Consider the following 18,032-nt stretch of genomic DNA (forward strand, 5'->3'; position numbering starts at 1 on the left):
TGAATTTTCAAAACTGTCACTTTTTCACTGCCGAATTGACACAGAAAGTCCTATAAACAAAAAATAAAAACAAACAGTTCATCAATGGGAGAAAACACATGGCTGACAAATTGACTCTTTCCAGACGCAAGGTGCTAAAGGGCGCGGGTGCAGCTGCTTTGGCAGCGCCGCTTTACAGCAAAAGCGCGCTGGCGTCGTCGGGCGAGATTAATATTCTGATGTGGTCGGATTATCTTCCGCCCAGCTTCATCGAAGAGTTTGAAACTCTGACCGGCATCAAGGTGAACTACACCGGCATCGGTTCGAACGAAGAAATCATCAACAAGATGAAGGCCACCAAAGGTCAGGGCTTTGACATTGTCTCGCCCACCAACAACCGGTCGTTGCAATGGGAGCCGCTGGAGCTTCTTCAGCCCTTTGATATGAACAAGGTTCCGATTGACTTGGTGAACCCAGCCATGGCCAAGATCGGCACAGACGCTTGGAACTTTGGTGGATCAGGGGCGCATTGGCTGCCGCATATCTGGGGCACCGAAGGCATTGCCTACCGCACCGACCTGTGGCTGCCGGAAGGTGACGCACCGTCTTATGGCGACGTCTGGTCCGAAGAAAACGCCGGGAAAACTATGGGCCGCGCGCATTCGATGATGTTGGGCGCGGGTCTTTACATGGAGCGTTCGGGCGAGATGGAGCCGGGCTCGGTCTGGGCGGCGTATGGTGACGAAGAAACCATGCGCAAGGTTTGGGGCCAGATCACCGACTGGTGCGTTGCGCGCAAAGATCGCATCAAGCTGATCTGGAATGACGCTGACACACAGAAAAATGGTCTGTTGAACGAAGGCGTGATTGTCGGTCAAACTTGGGATGGCCCGCCGCTGGCGTTGAAGTCTGCAGGTGAACCAGTGCACTACCAAGCGCCGGTCGAAGGCGCGATGGCCTGGGTTGACGGCATGTCAATTCCAACAGGTGCCGCGAATATCGACCAGATCTATGCGTTCATTGATTTCGCCTATCAGGCCAAGCCTGCCGGTGTTGCCATCGACAGCCACGGTTACAACTCGCCGGTTCTTGGAGCTGATCAATATTCGGGCGACACTTACAAAAAGAACTTCGCCGAAGCCTATCCGGGCGACTCGTTGGCCAACCTTAACCCGTGGCCGGCCGAAGCACCTTGGTATGCAGAAACACGGACCGAGTTCGTCAACAAATTCAAGAGCGCTTAAACGCATTGAAAACATGCCCTCCGCCTTGCGCGGGGGGCTACACTCTGTGCGCCGTCCCGGCGTAACGGACAGTAATGTGGTGTGAAGACAATGTGCACCCCAGGGAGATACCAAAAATGAGTGCAGGGGTCGGCGTCGATCTTGAAAAGCTGTGGATCCGTTTCGGTGACTTCGTTGCCGTGCGGGACGCGAATGTGAACATCAACGGGGGCGATTTCTTTTCGTTCCTCGGGCCGTCTGGCTGTGGAAAAACAACGATCCTGCGCGCCGTTTCAGGTTTCCTGGAGCCAAGCGAGGGCAAGGTATTGATTGGCGGCAATGACATGCGCGGCATCGGACCAAACAAGCGGCCCACGGCGCTGATTTTCCAGAACCTGGCGTTGTTTCCGTTGATGAAAGTTTGGGAAAACATCACCTTCTCGATGGAGATTAAAGGGGCCAGCGCCGCTGAACGCCGCAAGCGTGCAGATGAGCTTCTGGACATGATCGCTTTGCCCGGGCAGGGCGACAAACTGCCCAGCGAACTGTCAGGCGGGCAACGTCAGCGTGTGGCCATCGCCCGCGCGCTTTGCGCAGAGCCGGATGTGTTGCTGTTGGACGAGCCTCTGTCAGCGCTGGATCTGAAACTGCGCCAACACATGCGCACAGAGCTGCGCGAAATCCAGCAGCGCGTGGGTATCACCTTTATCTACATCACTCACGATCAAGGTGAGGCGCTGACCATGTCCGACAACATCGCCGTTATGCGCGCGGGTGTGATTGATCAGATTGCCGACGGCAAGACCATCTACAACGATCCCAACACGGCGTTTGCGGCTTCATTCGTCGGCGAAAACAATGTGTTCCGGGGTAAAGTTAAACAAGTCATGGGCAATGAGGCTCTGATCGCGACTAACCGCTCAGGCGATCTGGTAGCGAGGATTTCGACGGCCAATCAAGGCAAGATGAAAGAAGGCGACGATGCCATGATGTTCGTGCGCCCCGAGGCATTTGCCATCGCCCCCGATGGCGCGTCGGGCGACCATTTCGTCACCGCGCGTGTCAACCACGAAGAGTTCGAGGGCAACGTCTTTAACATCTTCACCGAAGGCGAGGGCGGAAAAGAGATCAAAGTATCGATCCCCAACCACGGGCAATCCTTCGAAGATCACACCGGACAGAACATCACGTTGGAATATGAGACGCACAACGCCGTCGTCGTTCCTGCGGGTGAGCTGGCTGCGGAATAAGGGGAACAGTTCATGCCCCAGTTTCTAAAGGATTTCTTCAATCGCAATGGCACCGGCATGGGGTTGGCGATTTTGGGCCTGGTCCTGTTCTGGACCATCGGGCTGATTATCTTGCCGCAGTTGTCGATGCTGGACTTTTCATTCCGTCCGAACCTGCCGCCGCCAGAGATTGGCGGGCCCAAGGACGTCTATACGCTGGAGAACTACAAGTACTTGATATACGGCCCCGAGGGCGGCAGTCAGGATTACAACACGGTCGACCTGAGAGTGTTTTTCCGAACCCTTGTGGCGGCTGTCTGTGTGACGATCTTCAATCTGATCATCTGCTATCCAATCGCCTACTACCTGGGACAATCCGAAGGTAGCCATATCCGCATCTTTGCGATCATGCTTATCATTCCCTATTGGATCAACGAGATCCTACGCGCCTTCGCGCTGCGCATTATCTTCGGTGAAACCGGCGTTCTGAATACGTTGTTCATGGGCATGGGGATCTGGGATACACCGTTTGACTTCATCCGCAACGATATCGCGCTCTATGCGGGTTTGGGCTATGCCTATATCCTGCTGATGATCTTCCCGATGTATAACGTCATTGAAAGTCTGGATAAAAACCAGATCGAAGCCGCTCGGGACCTGGGTGCGCCATGGTGGCGGATTCACTGGCGCGTGGTTATTCCTTACGCCAAGCCGGGCATCAGTTCAGGCTGTACTATGGTGTTCATGTTAAGCGCTGGTGCGCTGGCCGCACCGCAGATTTTGGGCGGTCCGTCGAGCCTGTGGTTCACGCAGCTGATCTATCAGCAATTCAACGACAACAATGACTGGCCACAAGGAGCCGCTTACGCGATCGTGCTGTTGGTGACCTGTATCCTGTTCGTGTTGGCGGTGATGCGCCTGTTTAAGGTGAATATGGGGGATATCGGGAAATGAACAATTCCTTCCTCCGCATAAGCATCTGGGTCTATCTGGCGATCTTCTTCCTGTATCTGCTGGGACCGCTTGTGATCATGTCGATCACCGCGTTCAACTCGTCCGGTTTCCCCCGGATGAGCCCGTGGGAATGCCTGACCTTCCAGTGGTTTGGCGAACTGTTTCAGGATCAGCGCATCCTGAACGGTATCAAAAACTCGTTGATCATCGGGCTTGGAACGGTTGTTCTGTCCGTGGCGATGGGTCTGGCAGGTGCGCTGATGCTGACTCAGATCTGGCCCAAGTTGCGCGCGACCTATTACACGATCATCATCGCACCGATCCTGATCCCGGGCGTGGTTCTGGGTATCTCGACACTGGTGTTCTGGGATCGGATCAACCGTATGCTCGGACTGGGGGCAGACAGCTTCTTGTCAAATGGCATTTTTCTGACGGTGATCGGCCAGTCCACCTTTATCGCCAGCTATTGCATGCTGGTGCTGGTGGCGCGATTGCAGCGCTACGATATTGCCCTGACCGAAGCAGCATTGGACCTCGGGGCCAGCCACGCACAGGCGTTCCGCAAGATATTGCTGCCGTTCATGCGCCCGGCGATTGCCTCGGCGGCGGTGCTGGCGTTCCTCGCTTCGTTCGAGAACTACAACACCACCACCTTTACGTTTGGTGAATACCCGACGCTGACAATCGAGCTGGCCCAGAAGGTCCGCTATGGCATCACACCCGCGATTTCTGCGCTGGCATTTATCATCGTGGCCTTGACCGTGTTCTTTGCCTTGCTGAATGAAGCCAAGCTCAAGCGTCAGAAACTGGTGGCAGCGGCGCGCAAGAACGCAACGGTTGAGGAACTGGCAGGCAAGATCAAATTGCCCAGCTTCTTTGCCGGAAACGCAGCTGCGGTTCTGGTGGTTGTTTTTGCGATTGCAACAATCACGGTTGTCGGCACCGCAACGGCCTACGACCCCGGTCAGTGCATTGCTGACGTACGCGAGCAGAAACAGCTGGAAGCCGAACAGCGCATTCAGCAACTGCGCGAGCAACGCGAAGAGCGCCGCAAGCAGCGCGAAGCCGAAGAAGCAGAACAGGGCGGGGCACAGTCCACGCCGAAGCCGTCGAACAACAGTGGCTTTGGAAACGTATTTGCCCCCAACTCTCTGGGCGGAGACGAAAGCGAAAGCGACGATGGTTCGTCCGAGGCCGACCCGGCCCCATCGAACAACAGCGGGTTCGGCAACGTCTTCGACCCCAACAGCCTGCAAAACGACGACTAACTTTGCAGGTTGATAGCCAAGGCATCCGCCCGGATCAGGATCAACCCTGTCCGGGCGGATTGCGTTTCAGGATGGCGACATCGCAGCCTTGAACAGTTAGCCCATTCCAGATCACCGGGCTTGCGTTGTAGTTGATCAGGAACACATGATCAGCTGTCTCGCGCATCCTCAGGCCTTGAGGCATGGCCTGCACGCTCAACCCTGTGTGCTTTGCCGCCATCGCAATGACCCGATCCCAAAGCTGTGCATCAGGAAACCCCGCCAGATACCAAATCCCGTTTTCCCCTTTGAGCGCGGCTACCCCATCTTCGAAATTCAGCAAGTCCGTGGCGGAACCTGACAGTCGATCAACCCAGTGCAACGCCGCGCCACCGCCATTAACAGGTCGCTCAACCGTCGGAGGAAGCGTTTCGACCAGGTCGACGTCACAGTCCAATGCACTCAATCCGGGGCGGCCATTCTCGGGAATTTGGAAATCGCGCGTTATGGCACCACCTCGGGGGCCAAGGATGGCGAGTTTACATGCCGATTGCAGACGGCTCTCCAAATCCTGATCAAGCGTCGCCAGCCCCGGTGCAAGGATCAGATCGTACTGTCCTGAGAGGTCATGGGTAGATACAAAATCCACCGACAACCCTGCGCGTCGCAGCGCGCGATACGCCGCAAAGACCAGTCGGAAGTAATCAAACCCGGCCCCCTGCGGCTGAGTGGACCATGCCCAGTCCGACGCATATTCGAACAAAATAGCCACTTTGGCTTGCGACTGCCGGACGTCACCCAGTTCCGACAGTGTATCCGCGGTTTGACGCGCTTCAGTCAATGCAGGTGCAGGACGGTTGTTTGACGTCAACAAGCCTGCGTGCATCTGCTCTTGCGCGAAGGGGGCTTGTCGCCAACGAAAATAGCTCACCACTTCAGCGCCATGAGCAACGGCCTCCAGAGACCACAGCCGTACCATTCCGGGAAGGGGCGCTGGGTTATAAGGTGCCCAATTCACAGGACCGGGTTGCTGTTCCATCACCCACCAACGTCCGCGCCCGACGGCCCGGTACAGGTCGTGATGAAACGCCTGCATATCCGGGTCGCCTTGTTGCAGAAAGGCGATCTTTTGCGCATCGTCATCTTCCAGCCGATCCGACAAAAATCCAATTGGATAACTGTCCCAGGTGGCAATATCCAAATCTGCGCCGACCTCGAAGTGATCGAAATCTAGAACCCGGCCCATGTAATTGTGCAGCAGTGGCGCGTCGGTCAGCTGCCGCAAAACCTCAACCTGAGCTTTGTTGAAAGCCACAACCTGATCTGAGCTGAACCGTCGGAACGCCAACACATGAGCCGGGTTCGGTTCGGTTACGGTTTGATTGGGTAGGTCAATCTCGTCAAAACTGGCATATTCCATTGACCAGAACACATTGCCCCATGCTGTATTCAGCGCTTCGACGGTGCCATATTGAACTGCCAACCACTGTTGGAAGGCGCGGAGGGCAGGGGCACTGTAGCTGACCGTTGTGTCATGACACCCGTATTCGTTGTCGATCTGCCATGCTGCCACCTGCGGATTACGACCATACCGTTCGCCCATGATGCGGGCGATGCGTGAACATTCGTCGATATAGCCTTGGTGACTAAAGCAATAATGTCGCCGCGACCCAAACTTGCGCGGGGCCCCGAGTTCATCCACTGCAAGCATATCCGGGTGTTTGTCGATCATCCAGCGGGGCGGTGTCGCCGTTGGCGTACCCAGCACAACCTTCAACCCGGCGGACCCAAGTGTTTCGATCGCACGGTCCAGCCAATCGAGTTGCAGATTACCCGGCTGAGGTTCCATACGGCTCCATGCAAACTCACCGATCCGAACCCAGGTCAGACCGGTGGTGATCATGCGCGCTGCGTCCTCCGCCCACATCGCCTCGGGCCAGTGTTCGGGATAGTAGCAAACGCCAAGTTCCGGCTTCATAAAATGACCCTGTGTTCTGCCTGACCCCGCCCGACATTTAGCGCGGCAAAGGTCTTTCCGTTGTTTGGTTGCGCTTCGATTTCGTCGGCACTTAACCCCTGACGCGCTGTTGTGCAGAAAAGGGTGCTCAGATCACTGCCGCCAAAGGCCGGGCAGGATGTATGCGCCGCGTCGTAAGAAACGGCACGCAGGAATTGTCCCTCAGATGTATAACAGGCAACCCGGCTCGCACCCCATTGGGCAATCCAGATGTTTCCAGCTGCATCAACCACAGCGCCGTCGGGGTTCAACCCTTCCGCCCGAAGATCCAGAAAGACCGAATGATCCCCTTCAGGCCACCCGGTTTCCGCGTCCAGCTTCCAACGCCGAACCTGCCCTGTCACGGTATCGCAAAAATAGGCAACCGACCGATCCGGAGCAAAACAGATCGCGTTTGAGATTGTCACATCCGCAACCAGACGCCTCAACGCGCCTTTCCAGAACCGATAGATCGATCCGGCTGCTGGTTCCGCATGCTTTCCCATCGTTCCGATCCAGAAGCCACCCCAAGGGTCGGCCCGACCGTCGTTAGAGCGGGTGACTGAGTTATCTGCCTCCAACGGTGTGATCAGGCTGCAGTCCGCAGTGGTCAAGTCAAAACGCCAAAGCCCGGTTTCCGACGCCAGCAGCAGCGTATCGTGGTCCACCCATCCTGCAGCAGAGACATATTCTTCAAATGCCCAGCTCTGCGGCCCTTGTGCGCTACGGGTCATCAGGCGTTTGCCGATGATGTCGAACCAATACAACTGTTGCCGTTCGGGATGCCACAAAGGCCCTTCACCCAATTCACAGGGGCGATCATCGAAAACAGTGCTCATCCCACCGCCTTGTCATAGGCGGCAACGATCTGGCGGGCGCGGTCTGATATCTCGGTCACGTCCATGCCAGGTTTATATAGCGCCGATCCGATCCCGAACCCATCTGCCCCGGCCTTGATCCACTGATCAAAATTCTCAGGGCCCGCACCACCCACGGCAAACACCAGCGCACCGTCAGGCAAAACCGGGCGCAAAGCTGCCAGTCCGGCAGGTCCTGCCATCACACCGGGAAACAGCTTTAGCCCTGTGGCGCCGGCCTTTAGTGCCCCGAACGCTTCGGTTGGGGTATAAACACCCGGCCAGCTTTGCATCCCCAAAGCGACCGTGCGCCCAATGACCTCGGCATCATAGTTTGGCGATACGATCAGTTTACCCCCGGCATCCGAAACAGCATTGACCTGATCGATGGTTAAAACCGTGCCTGCTCCGATCAGTGCCTGATGCCCGAATACCCTGGCAAGAATAGCGATACTATTTAACGGGTCGGGTGAGTTGAGCGGCACTTCGATACGGTCGATTCCCGCGTCAAGTATCACGCGCCCAACGGCTTCGGCGTCGGACGGATTAAGCCCACGAAGAATGGCGATGATGGGACGGCTCATGAATTCACCTTGTCTTTTGCCAGAGCAAGCCCTGCCAGTGTCGCCGCAGTGGCATTTTCAGTTTCGACAAACGCACCTTGTTGCTTCAGCGCAGTTGCATAAATCTGCGAAACACCGTCGGCACCAATCACGGCCAACTGTTGTCCCAACCAATAGGGTCGGGTGGCGGCCAGCTCGGCACCGATCAGCAACCCCGAAAGCTGCGCCCGAGCGGTGCCTTTGTCCTGACCGTGTAGCAGATCTGCTGCGCGCAGACCGAATAGGCGTGCTGCCAGTTGTTCGGGCTTGGACAGGGTATCTGCAACGGCGTCCACAAATGCGTTATCATCCCAACCTTCGCAAACCGAGTGTCGCAGCACCGATTGCCCAGACAACAGATCGAACATCTCTCCCGTCATGAATGTCCGAAAGCTGACAACTTCGCCCGCGCTGACCTGAACCCACTTTGTATGCGTTCCGGGCAAACAGATCACCCCATCCCAATTCTGCCGCGCGGCAAGAAATCCTGCGATCTGCGTTTCTTCGCCACGCATAACGTCCGGCGGTGCCATCTGTTTCAGACCGGGCACGACAAAGGCACAGATGCGTGGATCGGTGTCGGGAACGCGGATTGGCGCGTCGGGCAGTGGTTGGCTTGGAACTGCGCCATAAGGTGCCTCGACCCAGCCCTGCCGCGCACCAACCATACCGCACGCGATTACGTCCACCGGGGTATCCGCCAGCCATGTTTCAACAAGCGCAAGCAACGCCGCCTGAAACCCATCCTTGCCAACTCGGGCCATTCCTGCGTCAGACCGTGCCTGATCCAGCACGGTGCGCCCCTGCATGGCCCACGCGCGCAGATGGGATGTACCCCAATCAACAGCGATCCATTCAGTATTCATCACGTCACCCCGTAACCACAACGCCACCGTCAACGACCACGCATTGGCCGGTCATCGCGCGGCTGGCCTTAGACGCCAGAAACAGGGTGGGCGCAATCATGTCTTCAGGTGTCAGATGCTCTTTCAGGCATTGCCGGTCCAGATGTGCAGCCAAATCTTCGGGCGTGGCCCACATGTCCAGCTGTTTCTGCGTCAGAACCCAGCCGGGCGCCAGGGCGTTGACCCGGATGTTCTGTGGCCCAAGCTCGCGCGCCAAAGAGCGTGTCATGCCCGTGATCCCGGCGTTTGACGTCGTGTAGATCGGATAGCCCGCGTTGCCCATCATATAGCTGATTGAACTGAAATTGATGATCGCACCCCCGTCTTTCATCTGCCGGGCGGCTTCCTGACAGGCGAAGTAATAGGCTTTCAAGTTGACCTCGATCATCCAGTCCCAGAACTCTGGCGTTGTTTCGTCCAAGGCGTGCCGCTGATCGTTGGCCGCGTTATTGACCAGTACATGCAAAGGCCCATGTACGTCGGCGGCCTTGCGCATGGTTGCGTGCAGCAATTCGGTATCGGTCATGTCACCCTGCATGAAAAGCGGCGCGCGGCCATGCTTGTCGCGCATCTCGTCAACAAACCCGCTGGCGTCCGAGCGACCGATGAACGTAACGTTGGCCCCCTGAGCCATAAAACCATCTGTCAGCGCCGCGCCGACGCCCGAGCCTCCGCCCGTGATATAGACAGACGCCCCTTTCAGGTCATGAAATGTTGCTAGTTGGGGCATCAGTGGCTCTCTCTGGTTACAAGGCGGGTGTCTTTGCCCACAAGGAAATCAAGATCAGCGCCCTGATCTGCCTGAAGCACGTGGTCGATGTAAAGTTTCGCGTAACCACGGGAGTAATACGGCTCATCCGGCTGCCACGCGGCGCGACGGGCGTCCAGTTCCGCTTCATCAACCAGTAATTCCATCTCACCCTTGCTGGCCGAGATACGAATGCGGTCACCGGTTTTCACCAGTGCCAGTGTACCACCGGCTTGCGCTTCGGGGCTGACATGCAGAATGACAGTGCCATAAGCGGTACCGGACATGCGCGCGTCTGAGATGCGGATCATGTCACGCACGCCCTCTTTCACCAGCTTGGCCGGGATCGGCATGTTGCCAACCTCGGGCATGCCGGGATATCCCTTGGGGCCGCAGCCTTTCAGGACCAGAATAGTATCAGGTGTGACCGGCAGATCATCTCGGTCGATATTGGCTTTCAGGTCTTCGATGTTTTCAAAAACGTAAGCCTCGGACTCGGTTTCCAGAAATTCATCCGTCGCCGCCGATGGTTTCACAATCGCCCCGTTGGGCGCCAAGTTGCCTCGCAAGACGCGCAGACCGGCGGCAGGTTTCACCGGATCGTTGAAAGGGCGGATGACGTCCGTATTGAAGCACTCGGCCCCTTCATAATGGGCTGAAATGTCCTTGTTCAACACGGTTTTTGCCTGGCGAAGGAAGGGTTTAAGCTCGTTCAGCACGACGGGAACCCCGCCTGCGTAGCAGAAGTCCTCCATCAGGTATTTGCCCGAAGGCATACAGTTAACCAGTAGAGGAATCTCAGACCCAATCTCAAAGTCCTTGAGCGTTAGATCAACTCCTACACGGCCTGCCAGAGCCAACAGGTGGACCACAGCATTGGTTGACCCACCCACAGCAGCATTCGCCAAAATGGCGTTCTCGAACGCTTCCTTGGTCAGGATGTCCGAGGGCTTCAGGTCTTCGCCCACCATCTCGACGATCCGTTTGCCGGTCAGATGTGCCAGCGCCATACGGCGGGCATCCACTGCGGGCAGGGCAGCATTGGTAGGCAGGGACATACCCATCGCCTCAACCAGCGAGGCCATGGTGCTGGCAGTCCCCATGGTCATACAAACCCCCGCGCTGCGAGACATGCCGGATTCGGCGTTCATGAAATCCTGCAGCGTCATTTCCCCAGCGCGGACAGCCTCGGAGAATTTCCAAACGTCGGTGCCCGAACCGATATCCTGCCCGCGATATTTGCCGTTCAGCATCGGGCCGGAGCTGACCACGATTGACGGCAAATCGACCGAGGCTGCGCCCATCAGCTGCCCGGGCGTTGTCTTGTCACACCCGCCCAGCAGGACAACGCCATCAATTCCGTATGCGCGGATGCTTTCTTCGACATCCATCGCCAGCAGATTGCGGAACAGCATGGCGGTCGGCTTCATCTGTGTTTCGCCCAGTGACATGACGGGGAATTCGACCGGAAAGCCACCTGCCTCCCACACACCGCGTTTGACGCCTTCGGCCAGATCGCGCAGGCCCGAGTTACAAGGCGTCAGTTCGGACCATGTGTTGCAGATGCCGATGATAGGGCGCCCATCAAAAGCGTGGTCAGGAAACCCTTGGTTCTTCATCCACGAACGATGGATGAACCCGTCCTTGTCGAGTTTTCCATACCAATGTGATGAGCGGCGCTTTTTTGTCATTTTTTGTTAGCCTTCTAGTCTCGCGGTCAGGCGGCTTTGGCGGGTTTGCACCAATCCGGCAACCAGTCTGCATGTGCGTCCAGTAGATCGCTCACCAGGCTGCGGATTTGACGAAGGTCCAATTCGGCAGCGGTGTGTGGATCCATCATCGCGGCGTGATAGATGTATTCGGGGTTCTGATCGACCAATGCGCGGACCGTCAGTTCCTGCACATTGATTTGGCTGCGCATCAACGCGATCAATTGGGGCGGGATGTCCGTGACAACCGAAGGCTGGACACCATTACTGTCAACCAGGCAAGGCGTTTCGACAGCGGCACCCAGTGGAAGTTGGGGAATTTGACCGGTGTTGGGCAAGTTGCCGTAGGCTGTATAGGGCGTATCCGTGACGATGGCGTTCATCAGGTCGGCCGCGAATTCGTGGCTTCGAATGACTTCAATGTCGCGGCCGTCGGTCAACGTCTTGGCCTGTTCTTTCCAGTTAGCGACCTGTTCGACACAACGGGTTGGGTACTCGTCCAGCGGGATCGAAAACTGTTCGATCAGATCCTGGCGTCCGTCCTTGATGAACCACGGGACGTATTCCGCCAGATGTTCCGAGCTTTCAGTGCAGAAATAGCCCAGGTGGTCCATTACTTCGTAACGCACTTTGTTGGGGCAGCGCGGCATCAGCAGGGGTGGTTTTGGGATTTGGCCATTGGCATACCCCTGCCTCAAAGCGGGGTAGAGATCGCTGTTTTGATGTTCAAGTTTCAGGAAGAAGGCCACATGATTGACGCCCGCAACCTTGTAGCGGATGTCCTCTTTGCGCAGGTCCAGATCATGAGCTAGTTCCTCGACCGTGTTCTGAACCGAATGGCACAAACCAACATGTTTTAGGCTGGGGAATTGCTCGGCCAAGGCCCAGGTGTTGATCGCCATCGGGTTTACGTATTGTAGCAGTGTTGCGTTGGGACAGAGCTGCATCATGTCCCGTGCTACGTCCCATAACACAGGAACCGTGCGCAGCCCGCGCATGATGCCACCGACGCCCAGCGTGTCGGCAATGGTCTGGCGCAGGCCATATTGCTTGGGGATTTCGAAATCGGTGACAGTGCAGGGCTCATACCCCCCGACCTGAAAGGCGGTAATGACAAAATCTGCGCCATCCAACGCAGCGCGGCGGTCAGTATGGGTTGTAACCGTCGCCCCTGTACCGACCGACTGGATCATAGCGCGAGCTACAGCTTCGCTTTCGGCAAGCCGCTCGGGGTCTATGTCCATCAGTGCAAATTGGCTGTTGGCCAATGCAGGGGTCAGCAGGGCGTCACCTACGATGTTCTGCATGAAGATCGTGGAACCAGCCCCGATAAAGGTGATCTTTGTCATCTTACAAACTCTTGGTTTGACGTTATTTTACGGCACCGAGGGTCAGGCCCGCGATAAAGTGTTTCTGCATCAGGAAGAACATGGCAACCGGCGGTAAAGCTGCAACGATCGAGCCTGCACTCATTAACTGATAGGCTGCCCTGAACTGCGCGTTAAAGCTGGTGATTCCTGCGGTGACAGGCTGGCTTTCAGCGCCTTGGGTCAGCACGACGGCCCAAAAATAGTCGTTCCAGATAAAGGTAAAAATCAGCACGCTAAGCGCTGCAATTGCCGGTTTCATCAATGGCAGCACGACGTACCAGAATATTCGCCATTCGCTAATGCCTTCCACCCGAGCAGCTTCGATCAACTCGAAGGGCAGGGCGCGAATGAAGTTCCGCATGAACAGGGTGCAGAACCCGGTCTGGAACGCGATGTGGAACAGGACAAGGCCGGTTTTTGTGTTGTAGAGACCAAGTTCAAGGGTGAGGTCGCGTACGGGTACCATCAGAATCTGGAAGGGTACGAAGTTGCCCGCGACAAACATGAAAAAGATCCAGAGGTTCGATTTGAACTTGTAGATCCCCAACGCGAACCCGGTCATGCAGCTAAGCGCGACGGCTCCGATCACAGTTGGGATGGTGATCATGAACGAGTTCAACAGATAGCGCGGCATGTCCGAGTTGAAGAATACCTGCCCATAGTTGAACGCACCTTCAAAGCTTGATGGCAATCCCCAGTAATTGGCGTTTGTGAAATCCGCGGCGGGCTTGACCGAAAACAGGGCAACCGCCAGCAGTGGACCCAGCCATAGCAACAAGGCCAGCGGCAGCATGGCCTGATAGGTGATCTGCGCCGCTCGGGGTTGTTTTTCGATGGGTTTGGGAAACATCTCAGTGCCCCTTTTCTTCGCGGTACATCGACCACAGGAAGTAGGCGATGAAGCAGAGCATGATGAGGAACAGGATCACTGCGATTGCAGCGCCATATCCCATGCGGAAGCCGTATTCGGACAGGGCAACCTCGAACATGTAGTAGGCCAGCACCCTAGATGATCCGAAGGGTCCGCCTTGGGTCATGATCGAGATCAGGTCGAAGCTGCGCAAAGCGCCGATGATTGTAACAACAAATGCGATGAAGGTGGCGGGGCGTAGTTGTGGCAGGATGATGTGCCACAGCATTCTCCACCCTTTTGCACCGTCCAATCGCCCGGCCTCAATCTGTTCCGGATCCACAGCGTTCAAGCCCGTCAGATACAGTATCATGCAATATGCGGTTTGCGGCCAAAGACCGGCGAAGATGATGCCATAGGTGACGAACCGTTCGTCGCCCAGCACATTCAGCGGGCCAAGGCCTAAGAAACCAAGGAATTCGTTCAAGAGCCCGAAGGTCGGGTCATAAAACCACGTAAATACAAGGCCCACGACCACCTGAGAGATTACGAACGGGAAGAAGAACAGGGATTTGTACAGGCGGATGCCCCAAACCGTCTGGTTCAGGAATAATGCGATGAACAGGCCCGCCGGAATCGCCAGAAGATAAAGGATCAGCCAGATCAGGTTGTTTTTCAACGAGATGAAAAAAGCATCCCGATCCACCCATTCCCAATACAGGTCTTCGTAATTCCGGAACCCGACATATTCGGCTGCGCCCAAACCGTCCCATTCGTAAAGGGACAGGTTGAAGGATTGGAATACCGGGATGATCACATAGACCATGAAGAACAGCAGACCCGGCGCCAGGAACAACCACGGCGCAATTCGCTGCTGGTTGCGGTGAAACCAGCTTTCTTGTTCTGGGATGTCGGCGGCAACGGTCATGACGGTGTTCCGGGTGATAAGGGGTGGCGGGCTGAAGTCCGTCCTACATTTCAGGGGATAGGTAGGCCGGGCAATTAGCCCGGCCCGATCCGCTTAGTTGTCGTAGATGCGCTGACGGGCGCGTTCCAGTTTCGCCAGAATACGATCAGCATTGTCCGGCTTGACCATAAATTCCTGGAAACCTTCCATCGAAACTTTGGCCATTTCAGCCGGAGCATCGCGGTCCCAGAATTGAGCGACACCGCCGGGGCTGTTTGATGACAGCATTTGGAAGCCCTGCTGCAGGAACTTGTCGTCATCCACCGAAGACTGCGCGTTCACAGGCAGCTGACCTAGGTTTGCACCATTGTTGATCTCGGTTTGCTCGTCTGCCGAAACCACAAAGCGCAGGAACTCACGCGCGGCTTCTTTGTTGGACGCATTGGCCGGGATGTGGAACGTGTCTGTCGGAGCGTCTTCGGCCAATTCGACGTCGGGATTGATCGAAACGAACTGGTAGAAGTCCAGCTGATCATCCGTCAGACCGGCATCACGCAACGGCGCAACGGCGAAGTTGCCCATCAGGTAAGCAGCGGCTTCGCCATTGACCATAAAGGGCAGGGCCTCTTGCCAGCTATAGGTCTGATGGTTGTCGATGAACGCACCCATGTCGATCAGCTGTTTCCAGTTGGCGAAGGTCTGTTTGACTCGATCATCTTCCCAGCTGATTTCGCCATTGGCGAGTTGGTTGTGGAAGTCAAACCCGTTGGTGCGCATGTTCAGGTAGTCGAACCAGCCACCGGCGGTCCACAGGAACTTGGTGCCGATGGTATAGCAGGCGCGACCTGAATCGACGATCTTCTGGCAGTTGGACAGTTCTTCTTCCCAAGTCGTCGGTTCGCTCAGGCCCAGCTCATCAAAGATGTCTTTGCGATAGTAAACGCCCCACTGATAGTAGGTGTACGGCACACCCCACTGCTTGCCATCGATGGTCATCGCGCCTTTGGTCGAAGCCAGGTTCTCGGCAATTTCAGGCTCGGCCCACAGGTCTGATACGTCTTCAAACAGGCCTGCCTCAACATATGGCTTCATGCGATTGGCTGCGTACCAAGTGGCCACGTCCGGAGTATCGGCCGTGAGGAAATTGCGAATCTGCGTTTTATAAGCTTCGCGGTCGATCACGGTGGTTTCGATTTCCAAACCTGGATGCTGTTCCGCAAACCGCTCGATCATCGCTTCCATCGTCGCACGCGGCGCCGGGTTTGACGTGTCCAGGAAAATGCGCAGCTCTCCGGTCAGTTCCGCAGCTGCTGGCGCCGCCATTGCGACGCCAAGCGCCAGCGCAGCCGTTGTGCGCTTGAAAGTGGAATACATGGTCTCCTCCCTGTTGCTCCCATGTGAGGTTCCAAATATTGAAACCAAGTTTTATATATTGAAAACTACACATCGACTCGGTTAGTCTTGTCAAGACCCATCGAGAGGAAGCGATGGAAAACGGAGGAGAATGCAAGCCCGTGTCAGGTGATGGAACCATAGGCAAAGCATGTGACGTGCTGGATCACGTCGCGGCATTTCAACGCCCTGTGCGGTTTTCTGAACTGCTGGACAGCAGTGCCTTTCCCAAGGCAACGCTCTACCGGTTCCTTCAATCCCTGACGAATCAGGGAATGTTGTCTTACGACCCGGACAGACAAACCTATGCGCCTGGTATGAGGTTGGTTCGCCTTGCCCATGCCGCGTGGACTCAAAGCTCTCTGGCCCCAATAGCACGCCCATTCCTTGACGCGTTGAGCCGGGAAACAGGTGAAACTGTACATTTGGCGCAGCTCGACTCAGGCCAGGTTCTGTACGTCGACAAACGCAACGCTGCGCAGCCCATTGAGATGTATTCGCAAGCCGGCAAAGTCGGGCCCGCCTACTGCACCGGGGTTGGCAAGGCGATGATGGCGTTTTTGGGGGAGGAGGCGCTGAACAGGGTCCTTTCCCAACAAAGCTATCACCGCTTCACTGACAAGACCCTCACCTCGGAACAGGCGCTGCGCGACGACCTCGAACGGATACGCAACCGCGGGTTCGCTGTTGATGATGAAGAACACGAACCCGGTATCATCTGTATCGCCTGCCCGGTTCTGACGTCCAACAGTCGAATGCTGGGCGCGATTTCCGTGACAGGCTCGACGGAACGGATGGATTTCAAACAACTCGAAGCCTGGGTGCCGCGTCTACGCCGCGTGGCCGAACAGATCGGGGCCGAGGCGCAGGCATGGCGCTTTCCCGAAACGGACCCAAACCACAGCAATGACAGGATGCAAGCGACATGACGGGAGTAACTCTGAACCAGGCGATCAAGCGGTATGGTCAGACACAGGTCATTCACGGGATCGACCTGCAGATCGACGACGGTGAATTCTGCGTCTTTGTTGGCCCTTCTGGATGCGGCAAGTCCACCTTGCTGCGCATGATCGCCGGGCTTGAAGAAACGTCAGAAGGTCAGATTCACATAGGTGCGCGGGACGTCACGCATATGGACCCTGCAAAACGTGGGGTCGCGATGGTGTTTCAAACCTACGCGCTTTATCCGCACATGACGGTCGCCGAAAACATGGGGTTCGGCCTGCGCATGAACGGTGTTGCAAAACCCGAGATTGAAAAGAAGGTTCAGGAAGCATCGAACATTCTGAAGCTGGATCAATACCTCAAGCGCAAACCCAAGGCTCTGTCAGGGGGCCAACGGCAGAGGGTTGCAATCGGTCGGGCCATTGTTCGCGGGCCCGAGGTTTTTCTGTTCGATGAACCTTTGTCGAATCTCGACGCCGAATTGCGGGTCGAGATGCGGGTCGAAATCGCGCGTCTGCATCAGGAAATCGGCGCGACCATGATCTATGTGACCCACGATCAGGTCGAAGCAATGACCATGGCCGACAAGATCGTTGTTCTGCGCGATGGTCGAATCGAGCAGGTGGGTGCCCCGATGGATCTGTACCGCGATCCCGACAACCGATTTGTGGCCGGTTTCATTGGCTCACCCGCGATGAACTTTTTAGACTGCGACTATGCCGATGGGCACGTCACACATCCCGCACTGGCGCAACCGCTGCCGATTTCGGCAACGATTCCGGCCGGACAGGTAAAAGTTACTTTGGGGATGCGCCCGGAACATATTCAGATTGATCGCGCGGCAGACACTTGCACCGTGGACCTGACCGAAGCGCTTGGGGGCGTTTCCTACTCGTATCTCCTCACCCCAAATGGCGACAAGCTGATTGTCGAGGAACGGGATGATCAACGCAGCAAAACAGGCGAACGGATTGGTATCTCGATCCAACCTGACCGCGCTATGGTGTTCGACCCCGAAACAGGGCAGAGGTTTCGGTAATCCGCTGGACCTGGACCGAGAGTTTGGTTGCGCATGCGCAAAGTACCGCTGAATAGTGTTGCGTGCTTCAAAGCAGAGCA

The 18,032-nt window shown here is 56.4% G+C and carries 16 protein-coding genes; 6 read left to right on the plus strand and 10 right to left on the minus strand.

All coding sequences use genetic code 11. The features are described from left to right. Window positions 1-98 precede the first annotated feature (98 nt). The 4 genes from GS630_RS01985 (at window position 99) to GS630_RS02000 (ending at window position 4,653) form a co-directional block, all read left to right on the plus strand. Window positions 99-1,223 (plus strand): extracellular solute-binding protein, encoded by a 1,125-nt coding sequence (locus GS630_RS01985; protein WP_171176969.1) that lies wholly within the window; start codon window positions 99-101, stop codon window positions 1,221-1,223. Between the two features lie 116 nt (window positions 1,224-1,339). Then, complete coding sequence (locus GS630_RS01990; RefSeq protein WP_171176972.1) at window positions 1,340-2,452, plus strand: ABC transporter ATP-binding protein; 1,113 nt, start codon at window positions 1,340-1,342, stop codon at window positions 2,450-2,452. A 12-nt stretch (window positions 2,453-2,464) separates the two neighbouring features. Then, window positions 2,465-3,385, plus strand: coding sequence for an ABC transporter permease (locus GS630_RS01995; protein ID WP_171176974.1), 921 nt, complete (start codon window positions 2,465-2,467; stop codon window positions 3,383-3,385). After that, on the plus strand, window positions 3,382-4,653 hold the full coding sequence (locus tag GS630_RS02000; RefSeq protein ID WP_171621047.1) for an ABC transporter permease: 1,272 nt from the start codon (window positions 3,382-3,384) through the stop codon (window positions 4,651-4,653). Before GS630_RS01995 ends, GS630_RS02000 begins: the two co-directional genes overlap by 4 nt. 40 nt (window positions 4,654-4,693) lie before the next feature. Here the strand turns inward: GS630_RS02000 and GS630_RS02005 are convergent, their stop codons facing one another. The 10 genes from GS630_RS02005 to GS630_RS02050 all read right to left on the minus strand — a co-directional run bounded on the left by GS630_RS02005 (window position 4,694) and on the right by GS630_RS02050 (window position 15,950). Next, the gene (locus GS630_RS02005; protein WP_171621048.1) at window positions 4,694-6,610 is read right to left on the minus strand and encodes a beta-galactosidase; all 1,917 of its coding nucleotides are present in this window, start codon (window positions 6,608-6,610) and stop codon (window positions 4,694-4,696) included. Continuing rightward, on the minus strand, window positions 6,607-7,467 hold the full coding sequence (locus GS630_RS02010) for an SMP-30/gluconolactonase/LRE family protein (protein ID WP_171176980.1): 861 nt from the start codon (window positions 7,465-7,467) through the stop codon (window positions 6,607-6,609). The genes GS630_RS02005 and GS630_RS02010 overlap by 4 nt, the downstream gene beginning before the upstream one ends. Next, window positions 7,464-8,069 (minus strand): 2-dehydro-3-deoxy-6-phosphogalactonate aldolase, encoded by a 606-nt coding sequence (locus GS630_RS02015; RefSeq protein WP_171176982.1) that lies wholly within the window; start codon window positions 8,067-8,069, stop codon window positions 7,464-7,466. Before GS630_RS02015 ends, GS630_RS02010 begins: the two co-directional genes overlap by 4 nt. Continuing rightward, a complete protein-coding gene (locus GS630_RS02020; RefSeq protein ID WP_171176984.1) occupies window positions 8,066-8,953 on the minus strand; it encodes a 2-dehydro-3-deoxygalactonokinase in 888 nt (295 codons plus the stop codon). The genes GS630_RS02015 and GS630_RS02020 overlap by 4 nt, the downstream gene beginning before the upstream one ends. Window positions 8,954-8,957: 4 nt before the next feature. Then, window positions 8,958-9,722 carry an SDR family NAD(P)-dependent oxidoreductase gene (locus GS630_RS02025; RefSeq protein ID WP_171621049.1) on the minus strand — a complete coding sequence of 255 codons (765 nt, stop codon included), beginning with the start codon at window positions 9,720-9,722 and terminating at the stop codon, window positions 8,958-8,960. Beyond that, a complete protein-coding gene (locus GS630_RS02030) occupies window positions 9,722-11,431 on the minus strand; it encodes an IlvD/Edd family dehydratase (protein ID WP_171621050.1) in 1,710 nt (569 codons plus the stop codon). The genes GS630_RS02025 and GS630_RS02030 overlap by 1 nt, the downstream gene beginning before the upstream one ends. Before the next feature lie 26 nt (window positions 11,432-11,457). Further along, complete coding sequence (locus tag GS630_RS02035; RefSeq protein WP_171621051.1) at window positions 11,458-12,798, minus strand: alpha-glucosidase/alpha-galactosidase; 1,341 nt, start codon at window positions 12,796-12,798, stop codon at window positions 11,458-11,460. Between the two features lie 22 nt (window positions 12,799-12,820). Beyond that, window positions 12,821-13,669 carry a carbohydrate ABC transporter permease gene (locus tag GS630_RS02040; RefSeq protein ID WP_171176992.1) on the minus strand — a complete coding sequence of 283 codons (849 nt, stop codon included), beginning with the start codon at window positions 13,667-13,669 and terminating at the stop codon, window positions 12,821-12,823. 1 nt (window position 13,670) lies between these two features. After that, a complete protein-coding gene (locus GS630_RS02045) occupies window positions 13,671-14,597 on the minus strand; it encodes a carbohydrate ABC transporter permease (RefSeq protein WP_171176994.1) in 927 nt (308 codons plus the stop codon). A gap of 93 nt (window positions 14,598-14,690) precedes the next feature. Then, the gene (locus GS630_RS02050; protein ID WP_171176996.1) at window positions 14,691-15,950 is read right to left on the minus strand and encodes an ABC transporter substrate-binding protein; all 1,260 of its coding nucleotides are present in this window, start codon (window positions 15,948-15,950) and stop codon (window positions 14,691-14,693) included. A 140-nt stretch (window positions 15,951-16,090) separates the two neighbouring features. Between GS630_RS02050 and GS630_RS02055 the strand changes: the two genes are divergently transcribed. Continuing rightward, window positions 16,091-16,897 carry an IclR family transcriptional regulator gene (locus GS630_RS02055; RefSeq protein ID WP_171177301.1) on the plus strand — a complete coding sequence of 269 codons (807 nt, stop codon included), beginning with the start codon at window positions 16,091-16,093 and terminating at the stop codon, window positions 16,895-16,897. Then, a complete protein-coding gene (locus GS630_RS02060) occupies window positions 16,894-17,952 on the plus strand; it encodes an ABC transporter ATP-binding protein (protein ID WP_171176998.1) in 1,059 nt (352 codons plus the stop codon). Before GS630_RS02055 ends, GS630_RS02060 begins: the two co-directional genes overlap by 4 nt. The last annotated feature ends 80 nt before the right edge of the window (window positions 17,953-18,032 follow it).

The organism is Ruegeria sp. HKCCD7303, from assembly GCF_013111185.1.
Lineage (GTDB): Bacteria > Pseudomonadota > Alphaproteobacteria > Rhodobacterales > Rhodobacteraceae > Ruegeria.